Origin of the sequence: Stenotrophomonas sp. Nf1 (assembly GCF_003028475.1) — a bacterium.
GTDB lineage: Bacteria > Pseudomonadota > Gammaproteobacteria > Xanthomonadales > Xanthomonadaceae > Stenotrophomonas.
On the sequence record NZ_PYTV01000003.1, the window covers coordinates 1 to 22,454 of the forward strand.

At 66.8% G+C, this 22,454-nt stretch carries 16 protein-coding genes; 6 read left to right on the top strand and 10 right to left on the bottom strand.

Annotated elements, in window-relative coordinates; genetic code table 11:
* Window positions 1-305 precede the first annotated feature (305 nt).
* The 5 genes from C9412_RS06500 (at window position 306) to lpdA (ending at window position 8,392) form a co-directional block, all read left to right on the top strand.
* The gene (locus C9412_RS06500) at window positions 306-1,727 is read left to right on the top strand and encodes a cupin domain-containing protein (RefSeq protein ID WP_107230899.1); all 1,422 of its coding nucleotides are present in this window, start codon (window positions 306-308) and stop codon (window positions 1,725-1,727) included.
* A gap of 8 nt (window positions 1,728-1,735) precedes the next feature.
* Window positions 1,736-2,632 (top strand): GNAT family N-acetyltransferase, encoded by an 897-nt coding sequence (locus C9412_RS06505; RefSeq protein WP_107230900.1) that lies wholly within the window; start codon window positions 1,736-1,738, stop codon window positions 2,630-2,632.
* 186 nt (window positions 2,633-2,818) lie between these two features.
* Window positions 2,819-5,650 (top strand): 2-oxoglutarate dehydrogenase E1 component, encoded by a 2,832-nt coding sequence (locus tag C9412_RS06510; RefSeq protein WP_107230901.1) that lies wholly within the window; start codon window positions 2,819-2,821, stop codon window positions 5,648-5,650.
* Window positions 5,651-5,689: 39 nt separating this feature from the next.
* Complete coding sequence (gene sucB / locus C9412_RS06515) at window positions 5,690-6,892, top strand: dihydrolipoyllysine-residue succinyltransferase (protein WP_106550907.1); 1,203 nt, start codon at window positions 5,690-5,692, stop codon at window positions 6,890-6,892.
* 63 nt (window positions 6,893-6,955) lie between these two features.
* Entirely contained in the window at window positions 6,956-8,392 is a 1,437-nt protein-coding gene (lpdA, locus tag C9412_RS06520; RefSeq protein WP_008264626.1) for a dihydrolipoyl dehydrogenase, read from the top strand.
* A gap of 100 nt (window positions 8,393-8,492) precedes the next feature.
* Here the strand turns inward: lpdA and C9412_RS06525 are convergent, their stop codons facing one another.
* Both C9412_RS06525 and C9412_RS06530 read right to left on the bottom strand, forming a co-directional pair.
* Complete coding sequence (locus C9412_RS06525) at window positions 8,493-9,374, bottom strand: YwqG family protein (protein WP_181358715.1); 882 nt, start codon at window positions 9,372-9,374, stop codon at window positions 8,493-8,495.
* A 56-nt stretch (window positions 9,375-9,430) separates the two neighbouring features.
* Complete coding sequence (locus C9412_RS06530) at window positions 9,431-10,324, bottom strand: LysR family transcriptional regulator (RefSeq protein WP_107230903.1); 894 nt, start codon at window positions 10,322-10,324, stop codon at window positions 9,431-9,433.
* Window positions 10,325-10,452: 128 nt separating this feature from the next.
* Between C9412_RS06530 and gstA the strand changes: the two genes are divergently transcribed.
* On the top strand, window positions 10,453-11,055 hold the full coding sequence (gene gstA, locus C9412_RS06535) for a glutathione transferase GstA (RefSeq protein ID WP_107230904.1): 603 nt from the start codon (window positions 10,453-10,455) through the stop codon (window positions 11,053-11,055).
* A gap of 71 nt (window positions 11,056-11,126) precedes the next feature.
* On the opposite strand, the gene C9412_RS06540 is transcribed toward gstA, so the two are convergent.
* The 8 genes from C9412_RS06540 to C9412_RS06575 all read right to left on the bottom strand — a co-directional run bounded on the left by C9412_RS06540 (window position 11,127) and on the right by C9412_RS06575 (window position 22,428).
* Window positions 11,127-11,369 carry a hypothetical protein gene (locus C9412_RS06540; protein WP_107230905.1) on the bottom strand — a complete coding sequence of 81 codons (243 nt, stop codon included), beginning with the start codon at window positions 11,367-11,369 and terminating at the stop codon, window positions 11,127-11,129.
* Window positions 11,366-11,578 (bottom strand): hypothetical protein, encoded by a 213-nt coding sequence (locus C9412_RS06545; protein WP_107230906.1) that lies wholly within the window; start codon window positions 11,576-11,578, stop codon window positions 11,366-11,368. Before C9412_RS06545 ends, C9412_RS06540 begins: the two co-directional genes overlap by 4 nt.
* A gap of 214 nt (window positions 11,579-11,792) precedes the next feature.
* Window positions 11,793-13,385 (bottom strand): alkaline phosphatase D family protein, encoded by a 1,593-nt coding sequence (locus tag C9412_RS06550; protein WP_107230907.1) that lies wholly within the window; start codon window positions 13,383-13,385, stop codon window positions 11,793-11,795.
* Complete coding sequence (locus tag C9412_RS06555; protein ID WP_107230908.1) at window positions 13,385-15,628, bottom strand: TonB-dependent receptor; 2,244 nt, start codon at window positions 15,626-15,628, stop codon at window positions 13,385-13,387. Before C9412_RS06555 ends, C9412_RS06550 begins: the two co-directional genes overlap by 1 nt.
* A gap of 169 nt (window positions 15,629-15,797) precedes the next feature.
* On the bottom strand, window positions 15,798-17,228 hold the full coding sequence (locus tag C9412_RS06560) for a replicative DNA helicase (RefSeq protein ID WP_057498262.1): 1,431 nt from the start codon (window positions 17,226-17,228) through the stop codon (window positions 15,798-15,800).
* Between the two features lie 346 nt (window positions 17,229-17,574).
* Window positions 17,575-18,135: an NAD(P)H-dependent oxidoreductase gene (locus C9412_RS06565; RefSeq protein ID WP_057498263.1), complete on the bottom strand. Its 561-nt coding sequence runs from the start codon at window positions 18,133-18,135 to the stop codon at window positions 17,575-17,577.
* 66 nt (window positions 18,136-18,201) lie between these two features.
* A complete protein-coding gene (asnB, locus tag C9412_RS06570; protein WP_107230909.1) occupies window positions 18,202-20,145 on the bottom strand; it encodes an asparagine synthase (glutamine-hydrolyzing) in 1,944 nt (647 codons plus the stop codon).
* A gap of 3 nt (window positions 20,146-20,148) precedes the next feature.
* Window positions 20,149-22,428: a transketolase C-terminal domain-containing protein gene (locus C9412_RS06575; protein ID WP_107230910.1), complete on the bottom strand. Its 2,280-nt coding sequence runs from the start codon at window positions 22,426-22,428 to the stop codon at window positions 20,149-20,151.
* Window positions 22,429-22,454: the final 26 nt, after the last annotated feature.

Consider the following 22,454-nt stretch of genomic DNA (forward strand, 5'->3'; position numbering starts at 1 on the left):
GCGCAGGAAACTGTCAGGGGACGGGCGGGTGGGCCATGCAGGGGCGTTGGCGCCATGGATGGCGCCATCGAGCTTACAGGGACGTACTTGCAGCGTCCCCTGCATGGCCCACCCGCCCGGCCCAGCCCATGAAGCCGGTCGACTAACAGTCGACCCTACCAAGAGGTCGCCACGAGGGGCTCCGCCGTTGGCCGGAACCCCGCGACAAACCACCGCACGTGCGCAATCCCAACGAACGTCGGACAATGGAACCCTTGGCGGCCCGCCACGCCGCCCCTCCCGCTTTCCGCTGCAAGGATTCCCCCATGGCCGCCCGCAAGTCCTCCGCTCCGCTCATCGAAGTCACCGCCCGCCCCGGCCAGCCGCTGGGCATGGCCCCGGCCACCTTCCTGCGCGATTTCTGGCAGAAGCGCCCGCTGCTGATCCGCAACGCCTTCCCCAACTTCCAGACCCCGGTTCAGCCGGAAGACCTGGCCGGCCTGGCCTGCGAGGAGGGCGTGTTGGCGCGCCTGATCGAACACAACAAGGCCCAGGACAGCTGGCGCGTGCGCAGCGGCCCGTTCCAGGAAGACATATTCCCCGCCCTGCCCGACCACGACTGGACCCTGCTGGTGCAGGACGTGGACAAGTGGGACAAGGACGTGCGCGCCCTGATCGAGCACTTCCGCTTTCTGCCGCGCTGGCGCATGGACGATGTGATGATCAGCTTTGCCGCCACCGGCGGCTCGGTCGGCGCCCATGTCGACCAGTACGACGTGTTCCTGCTGCAGGCCCAGGGCCATCGCCGCTGGCAGATCGACGCCAGCGAATCGATCAAGGGCAAGCGCCCTCCGCTGGGCTTCCGCCCGGACGTCGAACTGAAGCTGCTGCAGGTGTTCAAGCCCACCCACGACTGGGTGCTGGCGCCGGGCGACATGCTGTACCTGCCGCCGAACGTGCCGCACCACGGCGTCGCCGAAGACCCCTGCCTGACCTTCTCCTTCGGCATGCGCGCACCGGCCTCGGCCGAGCTGATCAGCGACTACCTGGACACCCTGATCGCCGATGCCGACGAGAACATCCGCTACCAGGATGCCGACCTGAAGGTGCCGGCCGACCCGAACGAGATCGACACGGTGGCGATGGCGCGGGTGATCACCGCGCTCAATGCCATCCGCATGAACGACCCGGACAAGCTGGGCGACTGGTTCGGCCGCTTCATCACCACCTACCGCGCCGCCGGCGAAGTGATGGCCCACCAGGCCGCGCCGGCCCAGGAAGAGGTGGTCGAAGCGCTGGCCTCCGGCCTGCTGCTGCAGCGCCATCCGTGGGCACGGCTGGCCTGGCGCCGGGCCCAGCGTGGCGCCAGCCTGTACGTCAGCGGCCAGGACTTCGCGCTGCCGGTGAAGGACGCCCAGCGCCTGGCCGGCGCCGAACAGCTCGACGCCGCCGCCTATCGCGGCCTGTCCGACAAGGGCCGCGCGGTGGTCCAGCAGCTGCTGGTCGGTGGTGTGTTCCAGCTGATCGATCCGAACGAGATGTACGAGGCCGAAGACGAAGATGAAGACGACGGCGAAGACGCCGTGGTGCTCGGCGAGGTGGTCGAAGGCCGTGACCGCGTCGATGCGATCGATGCGGACGCGGTGTCCGACGATGTCCACTCCGTGACCGTGCATGACGACGGCATCGAGGTCATCGTCAGCTTCGACGACGAGGACGAGGACGACAGCAACGACGGCCGCGCCTGAGCCCTGCCATGATCCGGGTCCAGCAGGTCAGCCACGCCGACGCCCACGTCGCCATCCACGACGTGCGGCAGCGGGTGTTCGTGCAGGAACAGGACATCGCCGCCGAACTGGAGCGCGACGCGCTGGACCCGGTCAGCGCCCATGTGCTGGCCCTGGACGCCGACGGCCAGCCGGTCGGCACCGGCCGCCTGGCCCCGGATGGCCGCATCGGCCGCATGGCGGTGCTGGCCAGCCACCGCAGCCAGGGCGTCGGTGAAGCCCTGCTGGACGCGCTGGTCGAAGCCGGGCGCCGGCTCGGCCTGGCCGAACTGCATCTGCACGCCCAGCTGCCGGCCCGCGACTTCTACGCCCGCCAGGGCTTCCTGCCTGAGGGTGAGGTGTTCGAGGAAGCCGGCATCGGCCACCAGCAGATGCGCCGCCGGCTGGGCGTGGCCAGCGCCATCGACAGCCGCGCCGAGGCGCTGGCCATCACCACCGCCATCATCCACCGTGCCCGCCGCCAGCTGTGGCCGCACAGCCGCCAGCTGGACCCGGGCCTGCTGGACGCGCCACCGGTACAGGCCGCCCTGCGCCGCTTCGCCACCGCCCGCCACGACAAGCAGCTGCGGGTGATCGTGCACGACGCTGCCGCCATCGCCGCCGCAGGGGCACCGCTGCTGGCGCTGGCTCAGCGCCTGCCCAGCGTGATCCAGTTCCGCGAAGTGACCGACCCGGTCGACCGTGCACTGGCCTCGGCCTGCCTGCTCAACGATGCCGGCGACTTCTACTTTCGTCTGATCGGGCATCGCCTCGACGGCGAGGCCGGTATCGCGCTGCCGGCACGTTCGCAGCCGTTCGAACAGCAATTGCAGCGTGTCTGGGACCGTTCGCGCGAATGCAGCGAACTTCGCGCGCTCGGCATCTGAGCCGACAGCGCCGCCCCAACCTGTCTGGAAGCGGCATCGGGGGACGCAGGATGCCGCCGCTGCTGCCCCTTCGTGTCCGGATGGGGGTACAATTTGGCTGTTTGAACGCGCCCGTGCAGGGCTATTCATGTTCCTGCCGGGTCCTTCTGAAGCCATACCCCACAAAGCGAATCAGCACCCTCCATCGTGGACAATCTACTGAAGCAGTTTGCGCAATCTTCGCAACTCGCCGGCGGCAACGCCTCCTATGTCGAGGACCTGTACGAGCAGTACCTGGTCTCCCCGGATAGTGTCGATCCCAAATGGAAGACCTACTTCGACGGCTTCAAGGGCCGTGAAGCAGGTGACATCCCGCACTCGGCCGTCATCTCCCACATCGCGGAAGCGGCCAAGGATGCGCTGAAAGCCGGCACCGGCACCGGTGCGGGCGACGAGCGTGAGCGCAATGTCGGTCGTCTGATCACCGCCTACCGTTCGCGCGGCCATCTCGATGCGCGCCTGGACCCGCTGGGCCTGACCAAGCCGGTCAACACCCCGGACCTGGGCCTGCCGTTCCACAGCCTGTCCGATGGCGACCTCAACAGCGAGTTCAGCACCGGCGGCGTCGGTGGCCAGCCGCGCATGAAGCTGCGCGACCTGCTGGCGCGCCTGAAGGCGACCTACACCGGCTCGATCGGTGCGGAGTTCATGCACATCTCCGAGGTCGAGCAGCGCCAGTGGATCTACAAGAAGCTGGAACTGGCCGGTGGCAACTACCAGCTGGACGCTGACACCCAGCGCCGCACCCTGGAGCGCCTGACCGCAGCCGAAGGCCTGGAACGCTACCTGCACACCAAGTACGTCGGCCAGAAGCGCTTCTCGCTGGAAGGCGGCGACTCGCTGATCCCGATGATGGACACCATCATCCGCAGCGCCGGCAAGGATGGCGTCAAGGACGTGGTGATCGGCATGGCCCACCGCGGCCGCCTGAACGTGCTGGTCAACACCCTGGGCAAGAACCCGCGCAAGCTGTTCGACGAATTCGAAGGCAAGTTCGAGCACGACGAGCACGCGTCGGCCGGCGACGTGAAGTACCACATGGGCTTCTCTGCCGACGTTGCCACCGACGGCGGCCCGGTGCACCTGGCGCTGGCGTTCAACCCGTCGCACCTTGAAATCGCTGACCCGGTCGTGGCCGGTTCCGTGCGTTCGCGCCAGGAGCGCCGCAAGGACACCGCCCGCAAGCAGGTCATGCCGATCCTGATCCACGGCGACGCGGCCTTCTCCGGCCAGGGCGTGGTCATGGAGCTGTTCCAGATGTCGCAGGCCCGCGGCTTCGCCGTCGGCGGCACCGTGCACATCGTGGTCAACAACCAGGTCGGCTTCACCACCTCCAACCCGCTGGATACGCGCTCCACGCGCTATGCCACCGACGTGGCCAAGATGATCGCCGCGCCGGTACTGCACGTGAACGGCGATGACCCGGAAGCGGTGGTGTTCGCCGCGCAGCTGGCCTTCGAGTTCCGCCAGACGTTCGCCAAGGACGTGGTCATCGACCTGATGTGCTACCGCCGCTGGGGCCACAACGAGGCCGACGAACCGGCGATCACCCAGCCGTTGATGTACCAGGTGATCCGCAAGCACCCGACCACCCGCGAGATGTACGCCGAGCAGCTGGAAAAGGCGGGCGTGATCGCCGCCGGCGCCGGCAAGGCGATGGTCGATGCCTACCGCGAGAAGCTGGACGCCGGTGAAGTGACCACCGAGCTGGCCAAGGTCGAGAAGACCCCGCCGAGCAGCCCGCTGTTCGTCGATTGGCCCAAGCTGCTGGAAGGCAAGCTGTCCGATCCGATCTCGACCAAGGTCGAGAAGAACAAGCTGGTCGAACTGGCCAAGCTGATCAACACCATTCCGGACGAAGTGCAGCTGCACTCGCGCGTGGCCAAGGTCTACGACGACCGCCGCAAGATGGCCGCCGGTGAGATCCCGGGCGACTGGGGCTTTGCCGAGAATCTGGCCTACGCCACCCTGCTCGACGAAGGCAATGCACTGCGCCTGGTCGGCCAGGACGTCGGCCGCGGTACGTTCACCCATCGCCACGCGATCCTGCACGACCAGAAGACCGACAACTACTACATGCCGCTGCGGCAGCTGGTGGATTCGCCGGAGAAGGCCACCGTCATCGATTCGCTGCTGAGCGAAGAAGCGGTGATGGCCTACGAGTACGGCTTCTCCACCACCGATCCGAACACGCTGTGCATCTGGGAAGGCCAGTTCGGCGACTTCGCCAACGGCGCGCAGGTGGTCATCGACCAGTTCATCGCCGCCGGTGAAGCCAAGTGGGGCCGCATTTCCGGCCTGACCCTGCTGCTGCCGCATGGCTATGAAGGGCAAGGCCCGGAACACAGCTCGGCGCGCCTGGAGCGCTTCCTGCAGCTGTGCGCGCTGGAGAACATGCTGGTCGTGGTTCCGTCCACCCCGGCACAGGCCTTCCACATGCTGCGCCGCCAGCAGCACCTGACCACCCGCAAGCCGCTGGTGGTGATGTCGCCCAAGTCGCTGCTGCGCCACAAGCTGGCCGTGTCGACCCTGGACGAGCTGGCCAACGGCGAGTTCCAGCACCTGATCGGCGACGCCAACGCCGACGCCAAGAAGGTCAAGCGCGTGGTGCTGTGCTCGGGCAAGGTCTACTACGACCTGCTGGAAGACCAGACCAAGCGTGGCCAGGACGACGTGGCGATCATCCGCGTGGAGCAGCTGTATCCGTTCCCGCGTGCGCTGCTGGCCGCCGAACTGAAGAAGTACGGCAAGGCCACCGACGTGGTGTGGACGCAGGAAGAACCGCAGAACCAGGGTGCGTGGTACCAGATCCGCCACCACCTGCAGTTCTGCCTGGCCGATGGCCAGAACCTGCACTACGCCGGTCGCGCACGTTCGGCTTCGCCGGCTGCCGGTCACATGGCTGACCACGTCCGCGAACAGCAGCAGCTGGTCGCCGACGCACTGGTCAACCCGTTCAACGACACGTTCGCTGAATAATCCTCCCCCTATTTAGAAGACAAACCAGGAAGCTCCCGCATGGCCACCGAAGTCAAAGCCCCGGTACTGCCCGAATCCGTCGCCGACGGCACCATCGCCACCTGGCACAAGAAGGTGGGCGACGCCGTCAAGCGCGACGAAAACCTGCTTGACCTGGAAACCGACAAGGTCGTCCTGGAAGTGCCGTCGCCGGTCGACGGCGTGATCAAGGAAATCAAGTTCGCCGAAGGCTCGACCGTGACCTCCAGCCAGGTCGTGGCGATCATCGAAGAAGGCGCCGTGGCCGCTGCTCCGGCTCCGGCCGCTGAAGCCGCTCCGGCTGCCGCCGCAGCCCCGGCCGCTGCTGCTCCGGCCGCCGCTGCCGCTCCGGCTCCGGCTGCCAAGTCGGCTGCCGACGCGCTGCCGCCGGGCGCCCGCTTCACCGCGATCACCGAAGGCGTGAACCCGGCCGACGTTGACGGCACCGGCCGTCGCGGCGCGGTGACCAAGGAAGACATCGTCAACTTCGCCCGCAACGGCGGCGCCGGCAAGGCCGGTGGCGCACGTCCGGAAGAACGCGTGCCGATGACCCGCATCCGCAAGCGCATCGCCGAGCGCCTGATGGAGTCGAAGAACTCCACCGCCATGCTGACCACCTTCAACGAAGTCGACCTGTCCAAGGTCTCGGCGGCGCGCAAGGAACTGCAGGACGAGTTCGTCAAGGCCCATGGCATCAAGCTGGGCTTCATGAGCTTCTTCGTGAAGGCCGCGGCCAACGCGCTGCAGCGCTTCCCGCTGGTCAACGCCTCGATCGACGGCGACGACATCATCTATCACGGCTACTCGGACATCTCCATCGCCGTGTCGACCGAGAAGGGCCTGGTCACGCCGGTGCTGCGCAATGTCGAGCGCATGTCGTTCGCCGACATCGAGAAGACCATCGCCGACTACGCCAAGAAGGCGCGTGACGGCAAGCTGGGCCTGGATGAACTGCAGGGCGGCACCTTCACCGTGACCAACGGCGGCACCTTCGGTTCGCTGCTGTCGACCCCGATCATCAACCCGCCGCAGAGCGCCATCCTGGGCATGCACGCCATCAAGGAGCGTCCGATCGCCCAGAACGGCCAGGTCGTGATCGCGCCGATGATGTACCTGGCGCTGTCCTACGACCACCGCATCATCGACGGCAAGGATTCGGTGCAGTTCCTGGTGGACATCAAGAACCAGCTGGAAAACCCGGGCCGCATGCTGTTCGGCCTGTAAGACACCTCCCGCCCCTCCGCGCCTGCGCGGAGGGGTTCTGGTAATGCATCAAGGAATAATTCAATGGCTGAACAATTCGACGTCGTCGTCATCGGTGCCGGCCCGGCCGGTTACCACGCTGCCATCCGCGCGGCCCAGCTGGGCCTGAAGACCGCCTGCATCGACGCAGCGCTGGGCAAGGACGGCAAGCCGGCCCTCGGCGGCACCTGCCTGCGCGTGGGCTGCATCCCGTCCAAGGCGCTGCTGGATTCCTCGCGCCAGTTCTGGAACATGGGCCACATCTTTGGCGACCACGGCATCAGCTTCAAGGATGCCAAGATCGACGTCGAAGCGATGGTTGGCCGCAAGGACAAGATCGTCAAGCAGTTCACCGGCGGCATCGGCATGCTGTTCAAGGCCAACAAGGTCGCCGCCTACTACGGCTTCGGCGAACTGCAGCCGGGCAACGTGGTCAAGGTCACCCAGCATGACGGCTCGATCGTCGAGCTGAAGGGCACCAACGTGATCATCGCCGCCGGTTCGGATTCGATCGAACTGCCGTTCGCCAAGTTCGACGGCGAGACCATCGTCGACAACGTCGGCGGCCTGGACTTCACCGAAGTGCCGAACCGCCTGGCGGTGATCGGCGCCGGCGTGATCGGCCTGGAACTGGGCAGCGTGTGGAAGCGCCTGGGCGCTGAAGTCACCATCCTGGAAGCTCTGCCGGAGTTCCTGGCCGTGGCCGACGCCGAAGTGGCCAAGACCGCTGCCAAGGAATTCAAGAAGCAGGGCCTGGACATCCGCCTCGGTGCCAAGGTCTCCAAGACCGAGATCACCGGCAAGGGCAAGAAGAAGGAAGTCGTTGTCACCTACACCGACAGCGAAGGCGAAAAGACCCTGACCGTGGACAAGCTGCTGGTGGCCGTCGGCCGTCGCGCCGCCACCAAGGGCCTGCTGGCTGAAGGCACCGGCGTGAAGATCAACGAGCGTGGCCAGATCGAAGTCGACGCGCACTGCCACACCGGCGTCAACGGCGTGTGGGCGGTCGGCGACTGCGTGCGCGGCCCGATGCTGGCGCACAAGGGCTTCGAGGAAGGCATCGCGGTGGCTGAGCTGATCGCCGGCCTGCCGGGCCACGTCAACTTCGACACCATTCCGTGGGTCATCTACACCGAACCGGAACTGGCCTGGGTCGGCAAGACCGAAGCACAGCTGAAGGCCGAAGGCATTCCGTACAAGGCCGGCAGCTTCCCGTTCGCCGCCAACGGCCGTGCCGTGGCGATGATCGAGCCGGCTGGCTTCGTGAAGATCCTGGCCCATGCCGAAACCGATCGCATCCTCGGCATGCACCTGGTTGGCGCCAACGTCTCCGAGCTGGTGCACGAAGGCGTGCTGACCATGGAGTTCAGCGGCTCGGCCGATGATCTGGCCCGTATCTGCCACGCCCACCCGTCGCTGTCGGAAGTGATCCACGACGCGGCAATGGCGGTCAGCAAGCGCGCCATCCACAAGGCGAACTGATCGTTCGTCTTCGCGGTGGGTGTCGACCGTTGGTCGGCACTGAACTGCAAACGAAAAACCCCGCCTCGGCGGGGTTTTTTGTGCGCGCGGCCAGGTCAACTCAACAACACTGCAGCGCCATCCAGGTCTGCGACAGATCGCGCGCGGCCAGGTCATGACGACGAATCCAGAAATACAGCATTCCCGAGTCGCCCCACATCGCGTCGTTGTCGGCCGAGTCCAGCTGCAACAGCAGCTGCCACTGGCCCCGGTCCTGTTCCCATGCAGGCCTGCGCGGATCGCTGTAGGCAGTGCCGTCACCGCACGACAGGCCGTGAGTGACCAGCTGCGCTTCCAGCTGCATGTCGCCCTGGATGCTATGCGCATGGCCTCCCACCGCGTGCAGTGGCTTGGCGCGGCCAGCATGATGGGCTGCGACGGCATCGACCAGCTCGAAGTAGGCGTCTTCGCAGCGTTCGTCCCAGCCCAGGCCGTGTTCCGTCATCCATCCGCCGACGCGTGCGCCCTCGGCCGATTCCAGCTGAGGCAGGCGGAGCCCGGGGTGGAACACCAACGCGGAAGGGACAAGTGCGAACGCTTCATCGGCCGCGGGCAGGCGTCGTACAAGCTCGTCGGCGTTGAACAGGAAGACGCGGTGTCCCGTGCGATGTTCCGGTTCGTAGCCCCATGGCTGTTCGTCCATGTCGTAGAAGAACGACAACACCCCCGTTGACGGCAGATCCAGCCCCGATGGCGCATCGGCCAGATCCGCCAGGTTGATCTGTAGCAGGAAGTCCAGCGCACGCCCTCGATGAACGGGCCACGCAAACCCTTCCGGAACATCGGGACCGCCACCTTTGCGTGACGCCCCCAGCATCGGTGGGTCCGTTGCAACGGGCGCGAACGCCAGGCAGGGCCGCAGCAGGCTGGACAAGGCGTCGGCCTGGGCAGCCAGTCCGTGCTGCGCACACAGGTCGGCGAACCAGGGCGGTGCAATATCCATGTCCAACATCCATGTTGATTGGGAAGCGGCAGTCTAGATTGCGAAAGCGACGTGTATCAATGTGGGGCCAATGGATCCACAGCCACGCCCAGGCCCCGCAGGAAGACCTGCGTCGCGCGCGAAGCGCGACCTACTTCCGAGCAGACCAGACCAAACACACGGCGGATGCCTGGGGTTATCGGCAGCACCCGCAGACCATGACGATCCGCTGGAAGGGTCGATTCCGGCACCAGCGAAACACCCATGCCCTCGCGGACCAGCACGCACGCACTAGCCCAGTCGCGCACCGTGATCCGCACATCCCTCAGCTGCAAACCGGCCTCTTCCATCAAGCGCTGACCGTTCACCGCGCAACCGCCAGTGGCGAGGATGAAGGGCTCGGCAGCCAGTTCGTGCAACCCGATCCCACGTTCGGTGGCGCGACGTGTCAAGGCATGCGCTTGCGGCAGCACCGCCACCCATACATCGCTACCGAGCGTCAGGGGAGATCGTTCAGCGGCCGGATTCATCACCACGCCGGCCTCGACCGCGCCTGATTCCAGCCAGCGTTCCACCTCTTCATCCGAGCCCTCAACAACCGCGATTTCGATGCCTGGGTGGCGGCGGTGGAAATCACGCAGCAGCGCGGGTAGCACGGTTGAAACGATCGAGGGAAAGCTGGCCAGCCGGATGCGGGCGCCACTCAGACCTTGGCTGTCATCGGCAAGGGTGCGGATGGCCTGCAGTCCCGCCAGCATCGTCCGTGCGTGATCGATCACCTGCTCGCCCAAGGCGGTGATGCCCACCTGTCGGCGCTCACGGTTGAACACGGCAAACCCCAGGGCCGCTTCCAGCTGCGCAATGGCCTGGCTGGCGCCCGACTGGGTGATGCCTACGCGCTGCGCGGCCCCCGAAATGGTGCCTGCGTCTGCCACGGCGACCAGCAGGCGCCAATGTGCAAGGTTCATCATGCTGGACAGTAGTACAGCTTATGCATTGAAAGTTGAACATTAATTTTACCGGGTGGCGCGGCGTCTGCAGACTGCCTGGCATCGGCAAGCCGTGTCCTGGCTACGCCGCCCTGCCCCGGAGACCTTCCATGAAGCTGTACTACGCGCCCTACACCTGCTCGCTTTCGCCGCATATCGTGCTGCGCGAGCTTGGCCTGCCCTTCAAACTGGTCAAGGTCGACAACACCACCAAACAGACCACCGATGGCCGTGATTTCCGCACCATCAACCGCAAAGGCTATGTAGCGGCGCTGGAACTGGATGACGGTCAGGTGCTGACCGAAGGACCGGCCATCGTCCAGTACCTGGCCGACCTGAAACCCGAATACGCGCTGGCCCCGCCCGTCGGCAGCTGGGAGCGGGTTCGACTGCAGGAATGGCTGAACTTCGTCACCAGCGAAATCCATGCTGGCTCGGCGCCGCTGTTCAACGCCACACTTCCGGAGGACGCCAAGGCATTCTTCCGCGAGAAGCTGTTCAAGCGTTTCGACATGCTGCAGGAGACACTGGCACAGCAGGACTTCCTGATGGGACCGTCCTTCAGTGTGGTCGACGCCTATCTGTTCACCGTGCTGGGCTGGTGCCGGTTCTTCGCCATCGACCTTGCGGCGTGGTCAGCGCTGCCCGCTTACGTCCGCAGGGTCAACGCGCGACCGGCCGTGCAGGCGGCGCTACGTGCCGAGGCCGCATGATGTAGAGCCGAGCCGACGCTCGGCTCTCCGGTTGGCGATCCGGGAAGGCACAGCCGAGCATGGGCTCGGCGCTACACCTTCCCAACCGGCTTCTTCGGCGGGTCGTCACAGACCCGGTGCTGCACCACCGTCTCGCCAACCTTCCATTCCTTCACCACCCGGCAGTTCTCCTTCTGCGCAGGCTTCTGCGGCGTCTTCAACTCGGCCTTGTCGGCATCGTTCTGGCGCTCCAGGTAGGCCCCGGTTGGCTGCGGCGTGGCGAACGCCGGGGCGGCCGTCAGCAGCATCAATGTCATGATGGCAAGCGGCTTCATGCGGTCACCGGGCCGCCGCCGAGCAGCCGCGCCGGCAGCATGAACAGCGCGCGCAGGAAAGCGAACAGTGCCGAGAAGGTGATGCCAACCAGACGGAACGGCAGGCTCAGCAGCCACACGAACGGCCAGGCGATCAGGGCCAGGATCGCCAGCGGCCAGCACAGCACGAACAGCAGGCACCACACACCGAGCGCGAACAGGGTCTTCATCACGGTCTCCTTGGGGCGGCACCCTGCCGCCTGCGGACACCTTGGCGCCCTGCCCCGGCGGCCGCAAATGGTTTGCGACGAAACCCGGCTGGGGGCGATGAAAGCGGTCCACCGCCGTTGTAGAGCCGAGCCTACGCTCGGCTGCTCATGGGAATGTGCGGACCAACGGTCCGCACCCACCGGAGGCAGAGAGCAGCCGAGCGTGGGCTCGGCTCTACAGGAGCTGCACCGCGCCCGGGCGGCCGTGGGTGACCTGGAAGCGCGCCGCAGTACGCACCGGCGCATCCGCGCGCAGCACGCTGTCGGCAAAGCGCAGTTCGGCATCCACGGTCTGCCGGTTCAGCTGCAGCTTCCACCAACCACGGCGGTCGCCGTCGAAATAACGGATATGCGGGTTCTGTGGAATCGACGGCCCGTAGTACGGCCCATACGGCGTATCGTCACCGCCACTGCTGATCGCCGGAGCGATGAATTCGGTGGCCAGCACCGGCGCGTTGGCGGCGTCGAAGTCCAGCTTCAGGTCGTTGACGAAGGTGGAATGCCAGTCACCGCCCAGCACGATGGCATTGCCCTGCCCGCCCGCCTGCAGCGCCTGCAACAGACGGTTGCGTGCAGCGGGATAGCCATCCCAGGCGTCGTTCCAGAAGCGTTCGCGCGGCGTGCCGCCGTCCAGCCGCAGCTGTGCCATCAGCAGCTGCTGCACCACCACGTTCCAGCGCATGCCGCGTGCGGCCGCCATCGACTGGGTGAACCAGGCTTCCTGGCCGAGGCCGAGCATGCTCATGCGCGGGTCCAGCGCTGCCTCGCAGCGTGGCGATTCGCCCACCCCGCAGGGATTGGCCGGGCGGAACTGGCGACAGTCGAGCAGGGTCAGCTGTGCCAGATCGCCGTAACGCAAGCGCCGGTGCACGCGCAGGCCGCCGTTGCCGGTTGGCATGCTGCGCATCGGCAGGTGTTCGTAGAACGCACGATAGGCGGCGGCGCGGCGGACGATGAAATCTTCCGTCGAGACGCCGGGCTTTTCCGGATGGATGCCGGAATAATCGTTCTGCACTTCGTGGTCATCCCAGATCACCGCGAACGCGTGTGCGGCGTGCGCGGCCTGTAGATCGGGATCGAGCTTGTACAGCGCGTACTGGTCGCGGTAGCGCTCCAGGCTGATGGTCTCGCCGCTGAAGCGCGCCGCATCCAACGTCTGGCCGCGCGCGTTCTGCAGCGGACTGTATTCGTACAGATAGTCGCCCGCATGCAGCACCAGATCCACGTCGCTCTGCGCGATGTCACGCAGCACCGGGTAGTAGCCACTGTTCCAGGCCTGGCAGGTGCACAACGCCAGCCGCAGCTGCTGCAGTTGGGTGTCCAGCAACGGTGCGGTGCGGAAGTGGCCGACCGGACTCTCCTCGTCACCATCGCAGGCGAAGCGGTAGTAGTAGTCGCGCCCCGGACGCAGGCCGTTGACCTCCACATGCACCGAATGGGCGAGCTCGGGCACTGCCGCTGCAACGCCACGCTGCACCAACCGGCGCATCCCGGGATCTTCGGCCACGAACCAGCGCACCGGCACCGCCCGCGACGGCATGCCGCCGCCGTTGAGCGGGTCCGGTGCCAACCGCGTCCACAACACCGCGCCCTGCGGATCCGGATCGCCGGCGGCAACGCCGAGGGTGAACGGATCACGTCCCAGCCGCGGCCGCGGACCGGCCGTGGCCAGCCCCGGCATCGCCGCCAGTGCGATCGCCGCCCCCGTGCCCTGCCACGCCATGCGCAGCAGGCGACGGCGGCTCTCCGGATCGACAGGGCCTCGCATCAGAAGCGCACGGTGGCGGTGGCCATCACCTGCCGCGGCGCACCGACCTGCATGGTCGCCAGGCTGCGCGTCGGGTCGGCGGCGTAGGTGCCATTGGTGTTGATCGAAGACAGGTAGCGCTTGTCGGTCAGGTTGGTCAGGTTCAGCGCCACGGTCAGGTTCTGCGCCGGGCCGAGCTTGCCGAAGTCATAGGCCACCGAGGCGTTGACCAGCCAGTAGCTCGGCACCGACACGTCATTGGTGTAGGTCACATAGCGCTTGCCGACGTGGTTGGCGGCCAGGCGCAGGTCCCACGGACCCGGGGTCCAGGCCAGGGTGCTGGCGAACATCCACTCCGGGGTGTCGACGGTCTTCTTGCCGCGGGTCGGCACCACGCCGTTGTTCACGTAGTCGTTGTCGTATGTGCTGTCATTCCAGGACAGCGCGTTGGACCAGGTCAGGTCCTGCATCGGCTTCAGCTGCAGGGTCGCCTCGGCGCCGCGGCTGGTCACCGAACCGACGTTGGAGAACAGCGCCGGGCAACCGAGGATGCCCACGCACTGCGCGATGGCCAGCAGGCGGTTGTCGAACTTGACGTCGTACACCGCCACCGAGGCTTCATAGCCCTGGCCGTAGCCGCGCCAGCCCAGCTCGAGGGTGCGCGACTGTTCCGGCTTCAGGTTCTGCGCGCTGGCATCGAAGGCCGCCTGCGGCACGTTGAACGGGCTGCCCACGCCCAGCGCATAGGCGGCGATGTTCTTGGCGAACGAACCGAAGATCTCGTTGCCTTCGTTGAGCTTGAAGTTGAAGCCGGCCTGCGGCAGGAAGCCCTTCTTGGAGGTCAGGCTGCTGTTGTTGGCATAGCTGCCCAGCGGCGTGCGCACGCTGGTGCGGGTGTTCGGCGACTTTGCACCGATGTCGATGGTCAGGCGATCATCGAACAGGCGGAAGCGGTCCTGCACGTAGAACTGGCGGGTGATGGTGGTGTAGCGCTGGTGCCACACGCGCTGGTCGGGATTGCGCAGGAAGAAGTCGTCGGTGACCGGGCCGTCGATGTAATAGAAGTTGCGCTGCACGCTATGGCCATTGTCTTCGTACCACAGGCCCGCTTCCAGTTCGTGGCCCGCCACGTTCCAGGTGAACGCCGAGGTCACACCGGTGCGGTCGATCGCGTATTCGGTGGTGCGGATCGAGATCGGGATCTCGCGGCTGGTGCCCGGGTTGGACGGATTGGACGGGCTGAACCAGTGGCCCTGGCCACGGTTGCTGTGGTTGTACACATTGACCTTCAGCCGCATCGACTCGTTCAGGCCGAAATCGCCGGCGATGCTGGACAGGTCGTCATTGCGCAGGCCGTGGCCGGAGTAGTAAGCATCCCACGGGCTGTTGACGCCGCCCGTGAACTTGCCGCGCGCGGCGGCGACGGCGCGATCCCAGTCCGGCGCGTAGTTGTCCCAGTCCCAACCGAGGCGATCGATCATCTCCAGCGACAGGTCCTGGTAATCAGCCTCGACGCGGCGCGATGCATTGAACAGCGCAGTGATCCTGCTGTCGGTGCCGAAGTTGTAGGTGGCCTTGCCGTTGAACTGCTTCAGCTCCTGCGACCCCTTGCCCTTCCACTTGTCGCCTTCGGAGTAGGCGCCGGACAGGTAGGCGGCAAAGCCCTGGTGTTCACCGGTATCCAGGCGTGCATAGCTGCGGCGCGCACTGTCGCTGCCAAAGCCCTGCGCCAGCACCACGCCGTACTCGGTGGACGGGTCGATCGAATAGAACTGGAACACGCCGCCGAGGTTGCTGGTGGACGGCGTGCCGAGCGCACCGATGCCGGTGGACACTTCGGCACCGCCCAGGTTCTCGCTGATCACCGCACGGCTGATATGCAGGCCGTTGCTGTTGCCGTAGGCCATGTTGCCCAGCGGGATGCCATCGAGCGTGTAACCCAGGCGGTTCTGGTTGAAGCCGCGCAGGCTGATGGTGGTGGACCACTCATACGCACCGGTGGCGTCGGCCGATTCGAAATGCACGCCCGGTTTGGTCGCCAGCAGCTTCAGCGGGTTGGCGCCAGGCGGCAGCACCTTCAGGTCCTCGGCGGTCACGCGCTGCACCTGGCGGGCTTCGCCGCGGCCGATCACCGAGACCGAATCGAGCGTGGTGGCCGACTGCACGTCGGTGGCGGGGGCGGTTTCGGCAGCAGCCAGCGATGGCAGCGATGCACAGACCAGCAGGGCCAGCAGATTGCGGCGGAGCGGAGCGTGGGACGGCATGAAGGCGGATTCCTTGGGCACGCTGGACGCCGAAGGGCGGCGTCGAAGGGCAGCAGCGGCGGAATCGTAGAAGCGTCGCGTTACATGTCATTTACACGCCACGTACGCACGTTCGGTGTTTCGAATGGTTTGCCGGCCAGGGGGGGCCGGCCAGCGGCCGGCACTACGGCTATTCGAATGAGCCGACCGAGTCGTGGGCCAGGTTGTCGAAGCGGGTGTACTCGCCGAAGAACTTCAGCTTGCACGAGCCGGTCGGGCCACCACGGTGCTTGCCGATGATGATCTCGGCCAGGCCCTTGTCCGGCGAGTTTTCCTTGTTGTAGTAGTCGTCGCGGTAGATGAACACGATCATGTCCGCGTCCTGCTCGATTGCGCCCGACTCACGAAGGTCGGCCATCACCGGGCGCTTGTCGGTACGCGTTTCCAGCGAGCGGTTGAGCTGGGACAGCGCGATCACCGGCACGTTCAGTTCCTTGGCCAGGCCCTTGAGCGAACGCGAGATCTCCGAGATTTCGGTCGCGCGGTTCTCGCTGTTGCCCGGCACGCTCATCAGCTGCAGGTAGTCGATCACGATCAGGCCCAGGTCGTGCTCGCGCTTGAGCCGGCGGCACTTGGAACGCAGCACCTCCGGCGACACGCCCGGCGTGTCGTCGATGAAGATCTTGGTTTCCTTCAGCATCTTGATCGCGCTGGTGACGCGGCTCCAGTCCTCGTCTTCCAGCTGGCCGGTACGCAGGCGCTGCGCGTTGATGCGGCCGTTGGAGGAAATCAGGCGCATCGCCAGCTGCGAGGCCGACATTTCCATCGAGAACACCGCCACGCCCTTCTTCGACTTGATCGCCGCGTACTCGGCGATGTTCAGTGCGAAGGTGGTCTTGCCCATCGCTGGGCGCGCGGCCAGGATGATCAGGTCGGTCGGCTGCAGGCCGGCGGTCATCGCATCAAAGTCGTTGTAGCCGGTCGGCAGGCCGGTGATGTTGCCACCGTTCTCGAAGCGGTTGCGCAGTTCCTCGAAGGCGTCCTTCAGCGCGCCGGGCATGGCCACGAAGTCGGTGCGGCCACGTGCGCCCTGTTCGGCGATGGCGAACACGCTCTTTTCCGCCGCCGACAGCAGCTCGCTGCTGTCACGGCCTTCGGGCTGGAAGCCATCATTGACGATGTCGGTACCGACCTGGATCAGCTGCCGCAGCACCGCCTTGTCGCGCACGATCTCGGCGTAGGCCACGATATTGGCCGCCGACGGCGTGGTGCTGGCCAGCTCGACCAGGTAGGCGCCATCGCCGACCAGTTCCAGCTTGCCCTGCGATTCGAACCACTCGCCCAGGGTCACCGCATCGAAGGGCCGCTCGCGCTCGGACAACTCGCGGATCGCCCGATAGATCATCTGATGGTCACGGCGGTAGAAGTCGCCTTCGGTCAGCTGGTCGTTGACCCGGTCATAGGCTTCCGGTGCCAGCATCAGGCCACCGAGCACCGCCTGCTCGGCTTCCACCGAATGCGGTGGTACCCGCAACTGATCGATGCGCGACTCGTCGCGATCACGATCAAAGCCATCACCGCGCTCTCTGCGGTTGGAACGGAAGCCGGAACGAGCGGACATGCTGCGGTGTTTCCTGCAAAAGTGGGCCGGGCCAGTGTAGGCATGCGCCGACCCCGGCAGCCATGGACAAGCCTGTGGATAAGCCGTGGAAGAACGGGGGATATCCGCCGGTGCCTGGCCATTCTGGCGTGGGGGCGTCGCAATGCCTGCGATGGGCACCGTTGCGGCACCCGAGCGGAGCATTATCGCAGATCAGGCGGCCCGGGTCGGAGCCCGTGCAGACGCGCTCAGCGGGACGTGGGGTCGGAGCCCGCCGCTGCGCGCCGGGGTCCGACCCCGGGCGTGGCTGGGGGCGTGGCTGGGGTCGGATCCCTCTGCAACGCAGAGGGCTCTGACCCCATCGGCCTCAATCGCCCTTGACGTGCACCGCGATCAGCGCCAGGAACCGGTCCACGTAGCCCTGCAGGAATTTCTGCGTGCCTTCGTTGTGGATCGTGCCATCGGCATCGATCAGGCCGTCCTTGAAGTGGATGAACGCCTCGGGCTGGCCGAGCACGTGCATGTCCAGGAACGCCAGGCTGTTGCGCAGGTGCTGCTGGGCCACCGCGGTGCCGATCTGGCCGATCGAGGCGCCGATCACCGCCGCCGGCTTGCCGGCGAAAGCGCTGTCACCATACGGGCGCGAGCCGATATCGATGGCGTTCTTCAGCACCCCGGGCACCGAGCGGTTGTACTCGGGCGTGACGAACAGCACCGCATCGGCCGCGCGCACCTGATCCTTCAACCGGGTGCCCTGCGGCGGATAGTGGCCATCGAAATCCTGGTCGTACAGCGGCAGGTCGCCGATCTGCACGTACTGGAAGCGCGCGCGGTCACCGGCGATCTTCTCCAGCGCATGGGCCAGCTTGCGGTTGCAGGAGTCCTTGCGCAGGCTGCCGACGAGCACGGCAATGGTGGGGACGGACATCGGGACATACTCCTCACGGTGCGGGAGGCCCAGCCTAGTGGCCGGGCCCGTGCAGGCCGGTGAAGATCAGCCGCCGCTGACGCCTGCGCGCACCTGCCGCCAATGCGCCTGCCAGGCCTGGAACATCAGCACGTTCCACAGATGGGTGTGCCACTTGCGCTGCCCGCCCAGGAACTGCTGCCACAGCGGTTGCACCGCCGCCGCCGACAACACGCCTTCGCGTTCCAGGCGCGCGGGCTGCAGCAGATCGTCGGCCCACGGCCGCAGGTCGCCCTTCAACCAATCGCTGACCGGTGCGCCGAAGCCACGCTTGGGTCGATGCACCATCGACTGCGGCACATAGCGGCCCAGCACGCGCTTGAGCAGCACCTTGCTGGTGGTTTCGCTGCGCTTGAAGCCCAGCGGCAGCGACCAGGCGAACTCGGCCACGCGCCAATCCAGCAATGGTGCCCGCGCCTCCAGGCTGACCGCCATCGAAGTGCGGTCTACCTTGCACAGCAGATCGTCGGGCAGGTAGCTCACGAAATCGGCCAGCATCATCGCATCGGCCGGGGTGCCGGCGCCGTGCAGAGGATCGGCCAGGTCATAGAAGCTGCCTGCGGCCTGCGCGCCGGGCACGGCGGCGGCCGGATCGCGCCAGCGCGAAATGCGGTTGCGGTAGACGTCGCCGATGCCACGCGCGCCGGTCTCGGCCAGCAGTGCCGCCAACCCACCGGTGCGCGAAGCCTCGCCCTGCTGCTGCGAACGCGCGCCCATCCAGCGCCGCAATGGGCCGGGCACGCGGCCGAGCATCTGCCAGTTGCGCAGCGCGCGCACGTAGCGCGTGTAACCGAAGAACAGTTCATCGCCGCCATCGCCGGACAGCGCAACGGTCACGCCCTGCCGCGCCAGCCGGGCGACCAGCGCGGTCGGTACCTGCGAGGCATCGGCGAAGGGCTCATCGAACATCGCCGGCAGCTGCGGCACCACCGCCAGTGCGTCGGCACCGCTGACATACAGTTCGGTGTGGTCGCAGCCCAGTTGCGCCGCCAGTTCCCTGGCCAAGGGCGCCTCGTCATGGCTCGAATCGCTGAAGCCGATGCTGAAGCTGTGCACTGGCTGCCCGCTCTGCGCCTGCATCAGCGCGGCCACCAGCGACGAATCGGTACCGCCGGACAGGAACACACCGACCGGCACATCGGCCACCATGCGCAGCGCCACCGCATCGCGCAGCAGCGTGTCCAGCTGTTCCTCGGCCTCCTCGATGCGGCCCTGGAACGGCGCGGCCAGTGCCGCCTGCATGCGTGCACGCGCATCCCAGTACGGGCGTTGCGCCTGCTCCGGGCGATGCGCGGCCGCACCGGCAGCAACCATCGCCGCGTCCAGGCGCAGCACCCGGCCGGGCATCAGCTTGTAGCAGCGCTGGTGGATGCTGTGCGGCGCCGGAATGTAGTCCAGCCGCAGCAGCAGGGTCAGTGCGTCGCGGTCGATATCGTTGTCGAAGGCCGGGTGCTGCCACAGCGCCTTCAGCTCCGAACCGAACACCAGCGTGTCACCGGCCCAGCCGTAGTACAGCGGCTTCTTGCCGACGCGGTCGCGGGCCAGCCACAGGCACTGCTCCTGACGGTCCCACAGCGCGATGGCAAACATGCCGTTGCAGCGCTGCAGAGTCTCTTCCACACCCCACTGCAGGATCGCCGCCAGCAGCACTTCGGTATCGGAATGGCCACGGAAGCCATGTCCCAGCGGCTCCAGCTCGGCGCGCAGCGCCGCGAAGTTGTAGACCTCGCCGTTGTAGGCCATCACGTAGCGGCCATCGGCCGAGGCCATCGGCTGGTGGCCCAGCGGGGACAGATCGAGGATGCTCAGGCGGCGATGCGCCAGCGCGATGCCGGACCCGGCATCGACCCAGCTGCCGCCATCATCCGGCCCGCGATGGTGCAGCGCCTGGCCCATGGCCAGCACCTGCGCCTGCAGCGCCTCGGCCGACGCCATCGGCGCCGGCAACAACATTCCCGCCAATCCACACATGCATCAGGGTTCCTGCGCCAGGTCGAGGGCGGCGCCAATCACCGCATTGTCGCTTGGAAGCCCGAACATTGCTGCCCCTGCCAGCGGGGTATAGGTATCGGCGCCACAGACCCGGCGCAGCGGCAGATGCCCGAACCCGGCTTCGACCAGGGCGGTGACCACGCCTTCGCCCACCCCACCGCTATGGCGGCCCTCGTCCAGCACCAGTACCCGCCGTGCGCTGGCCGCCTGGCCGGCGATGAAGCCGGCATCCAGCGGTACCAGCCAGCGCAGGTCGACCACCCTGACCTGCCAGCCCAGCTGCTGCTCGATCGCCCGCGCCGCCCGCAGCGCCATCGGCACGCCGTTGCCATAGGTGTAGACCACCAGGTCGTCAGCCTCGGGGGCATAGACCCGCCCCTCGCCCGGCACCAGCGCCTGCCCCTGCGCCGGGTAGTCGAACAGCCACTGGCCATCACCGGCGTCGTGCAGGTCCTTGCTCATGTACAGCGCGATCGGCTCCAGCAGCACCGCCACCCGCCCATCCACCCGCGCCATCGCCGCCAGCGTGCGCAGCATCATCACCGCGTCGTCGCCGCGCGACGGGCAGCCGACCACCAGCCCCGGAATGTCGCGCAGCGCGGTGATCGAATTGTCATTGTGGAAGTGGCCGCCGAAGCCCTTCTGGTAGCCCAGCCCCGCCACCCGTACCAGCATCGGGTTGCGGTACTGGTCATTGGAGAAGAACTGCAGCGAACACGCCTCGCCACGCAGCTGGTCGATGGCGTTGTGCAGGTACGCCAGGTACTGGATCTCCGGAATCGGCAGCATGCCCACGTTGGCCAGGCCCTGCGCCATGCCCAGGATCATGGTTTCATCCAGCAGCGTGTTGAACACCCGGCGCGGGCCGAAACGGCGCAGCAGATCCTTGCTGACTGTGTAGACGCCGCCCTTCTGCGCCACATCCTCGCCGAACAGCAGGCTCTGCGGGTACTTGGCCAGCAGTTCCTGCAGTCCATGGTTGATCTGGATTGCCAGGTGCCGCGGGGCCTGCCGCTCGGGCAGTGCCCCGGCGTCGCCATACAGTGCCTCGCGCGTTGCCGCCGGCACCGCCCGCTGCGCCTCGGCCTGCACCGCGGCCGGCGTGTATGGCGCCAGCGGGGCCATCACCTGCTGCAGCGATTGCAGCGTGGCGCTGCCTTCGGCGTCAGCCGCGGCGGCCATGCAGCGCGCGCGCATCGTTTCGTATGCGACCTCGATCGCCGCCGCATCCATCCAGCCCGACTCCAGCGCGATCTGCGCCGAGCGCAGCAGGGGGTCACTCGCCTCGGCCGCGCACAGCTCCGGCAGCGCGCGCCATTCCACCTCGAAATCGGTACCGGCGTGGCCCATCAGGCGCGTGGTGCGCAGATGCAGGAAGGTCGGCCGCCGGGTACGCCGGCAATGCTCCACCGCCGCCTGCACCTGGGCATGGCCGGTGGCCAGGTCCAGACCGTCGGCGAAGAAATAGTCCAGCCCTGGTTGCCGGCTGAAGCGTTCGGCGATCCAGCCTTCCGGAGTCTTCACCGAGATGCCCAGGCCGTTGTCTTCGCAGACGAACAGGATCGGTGCCGGCAATTTCTGGTAGGCCGACCACATGGCCGTGTTGAAGGCGGTCTGCGCGGTGGCGTGGTTGGCCGAGGCATCGCCGAACGAACACAGCACGATGCTGTCGGCGGGAACCGGCAGGTCCTGGCCCAGCCGCTTGCCACTCTCGATGGCCAGCGCGGTACCCAGCGCTTTGGGCAGGTGCGAGGCGATGGTCGAGGTCTGTGGCAGTACCCACAACGGCTTGCTGCCCCACACCTTGTGGCGGCCACCGCTGGCCGGATCCTCGGCACTGGCGGCGAACGACAGGGCGGCATCGCGCAGCGGATCGATGCCCGGTACCTGCCGCGAGCGCTCGGCCATGAAGGCGCCGGAGCGATAGTGCAGGAACGCCGGGTCGGTGTGCCGGCAGGCCCGCGCCAGCAGCGCGTTGCCTTCATGGCCGGAAGAACCGATGGTGTAGAAGACCTTGTTCTGCACGCGCAGTACGCGTGCCATCAGGTCCAGCTGGCGGCTGGCCAGCTGCGAATCGAACAGTTCATCGAAGGCCGCGGCAGTGAGCGTGCTGCCCGGCAGGATCGGTGCATCCGGCGCGGGGCGCGGGCGCGGGCTGCCGCGCCAACCGCGCACCGCCTCGAGGAAGTTGACATCGCACACATCGGCGCGGTTGAGCACGCGCATGCGTGCGGGAATCGGATCGGGAACCACAGCGAACATCGAACACCCTCCGTGTCGTTGTTGCG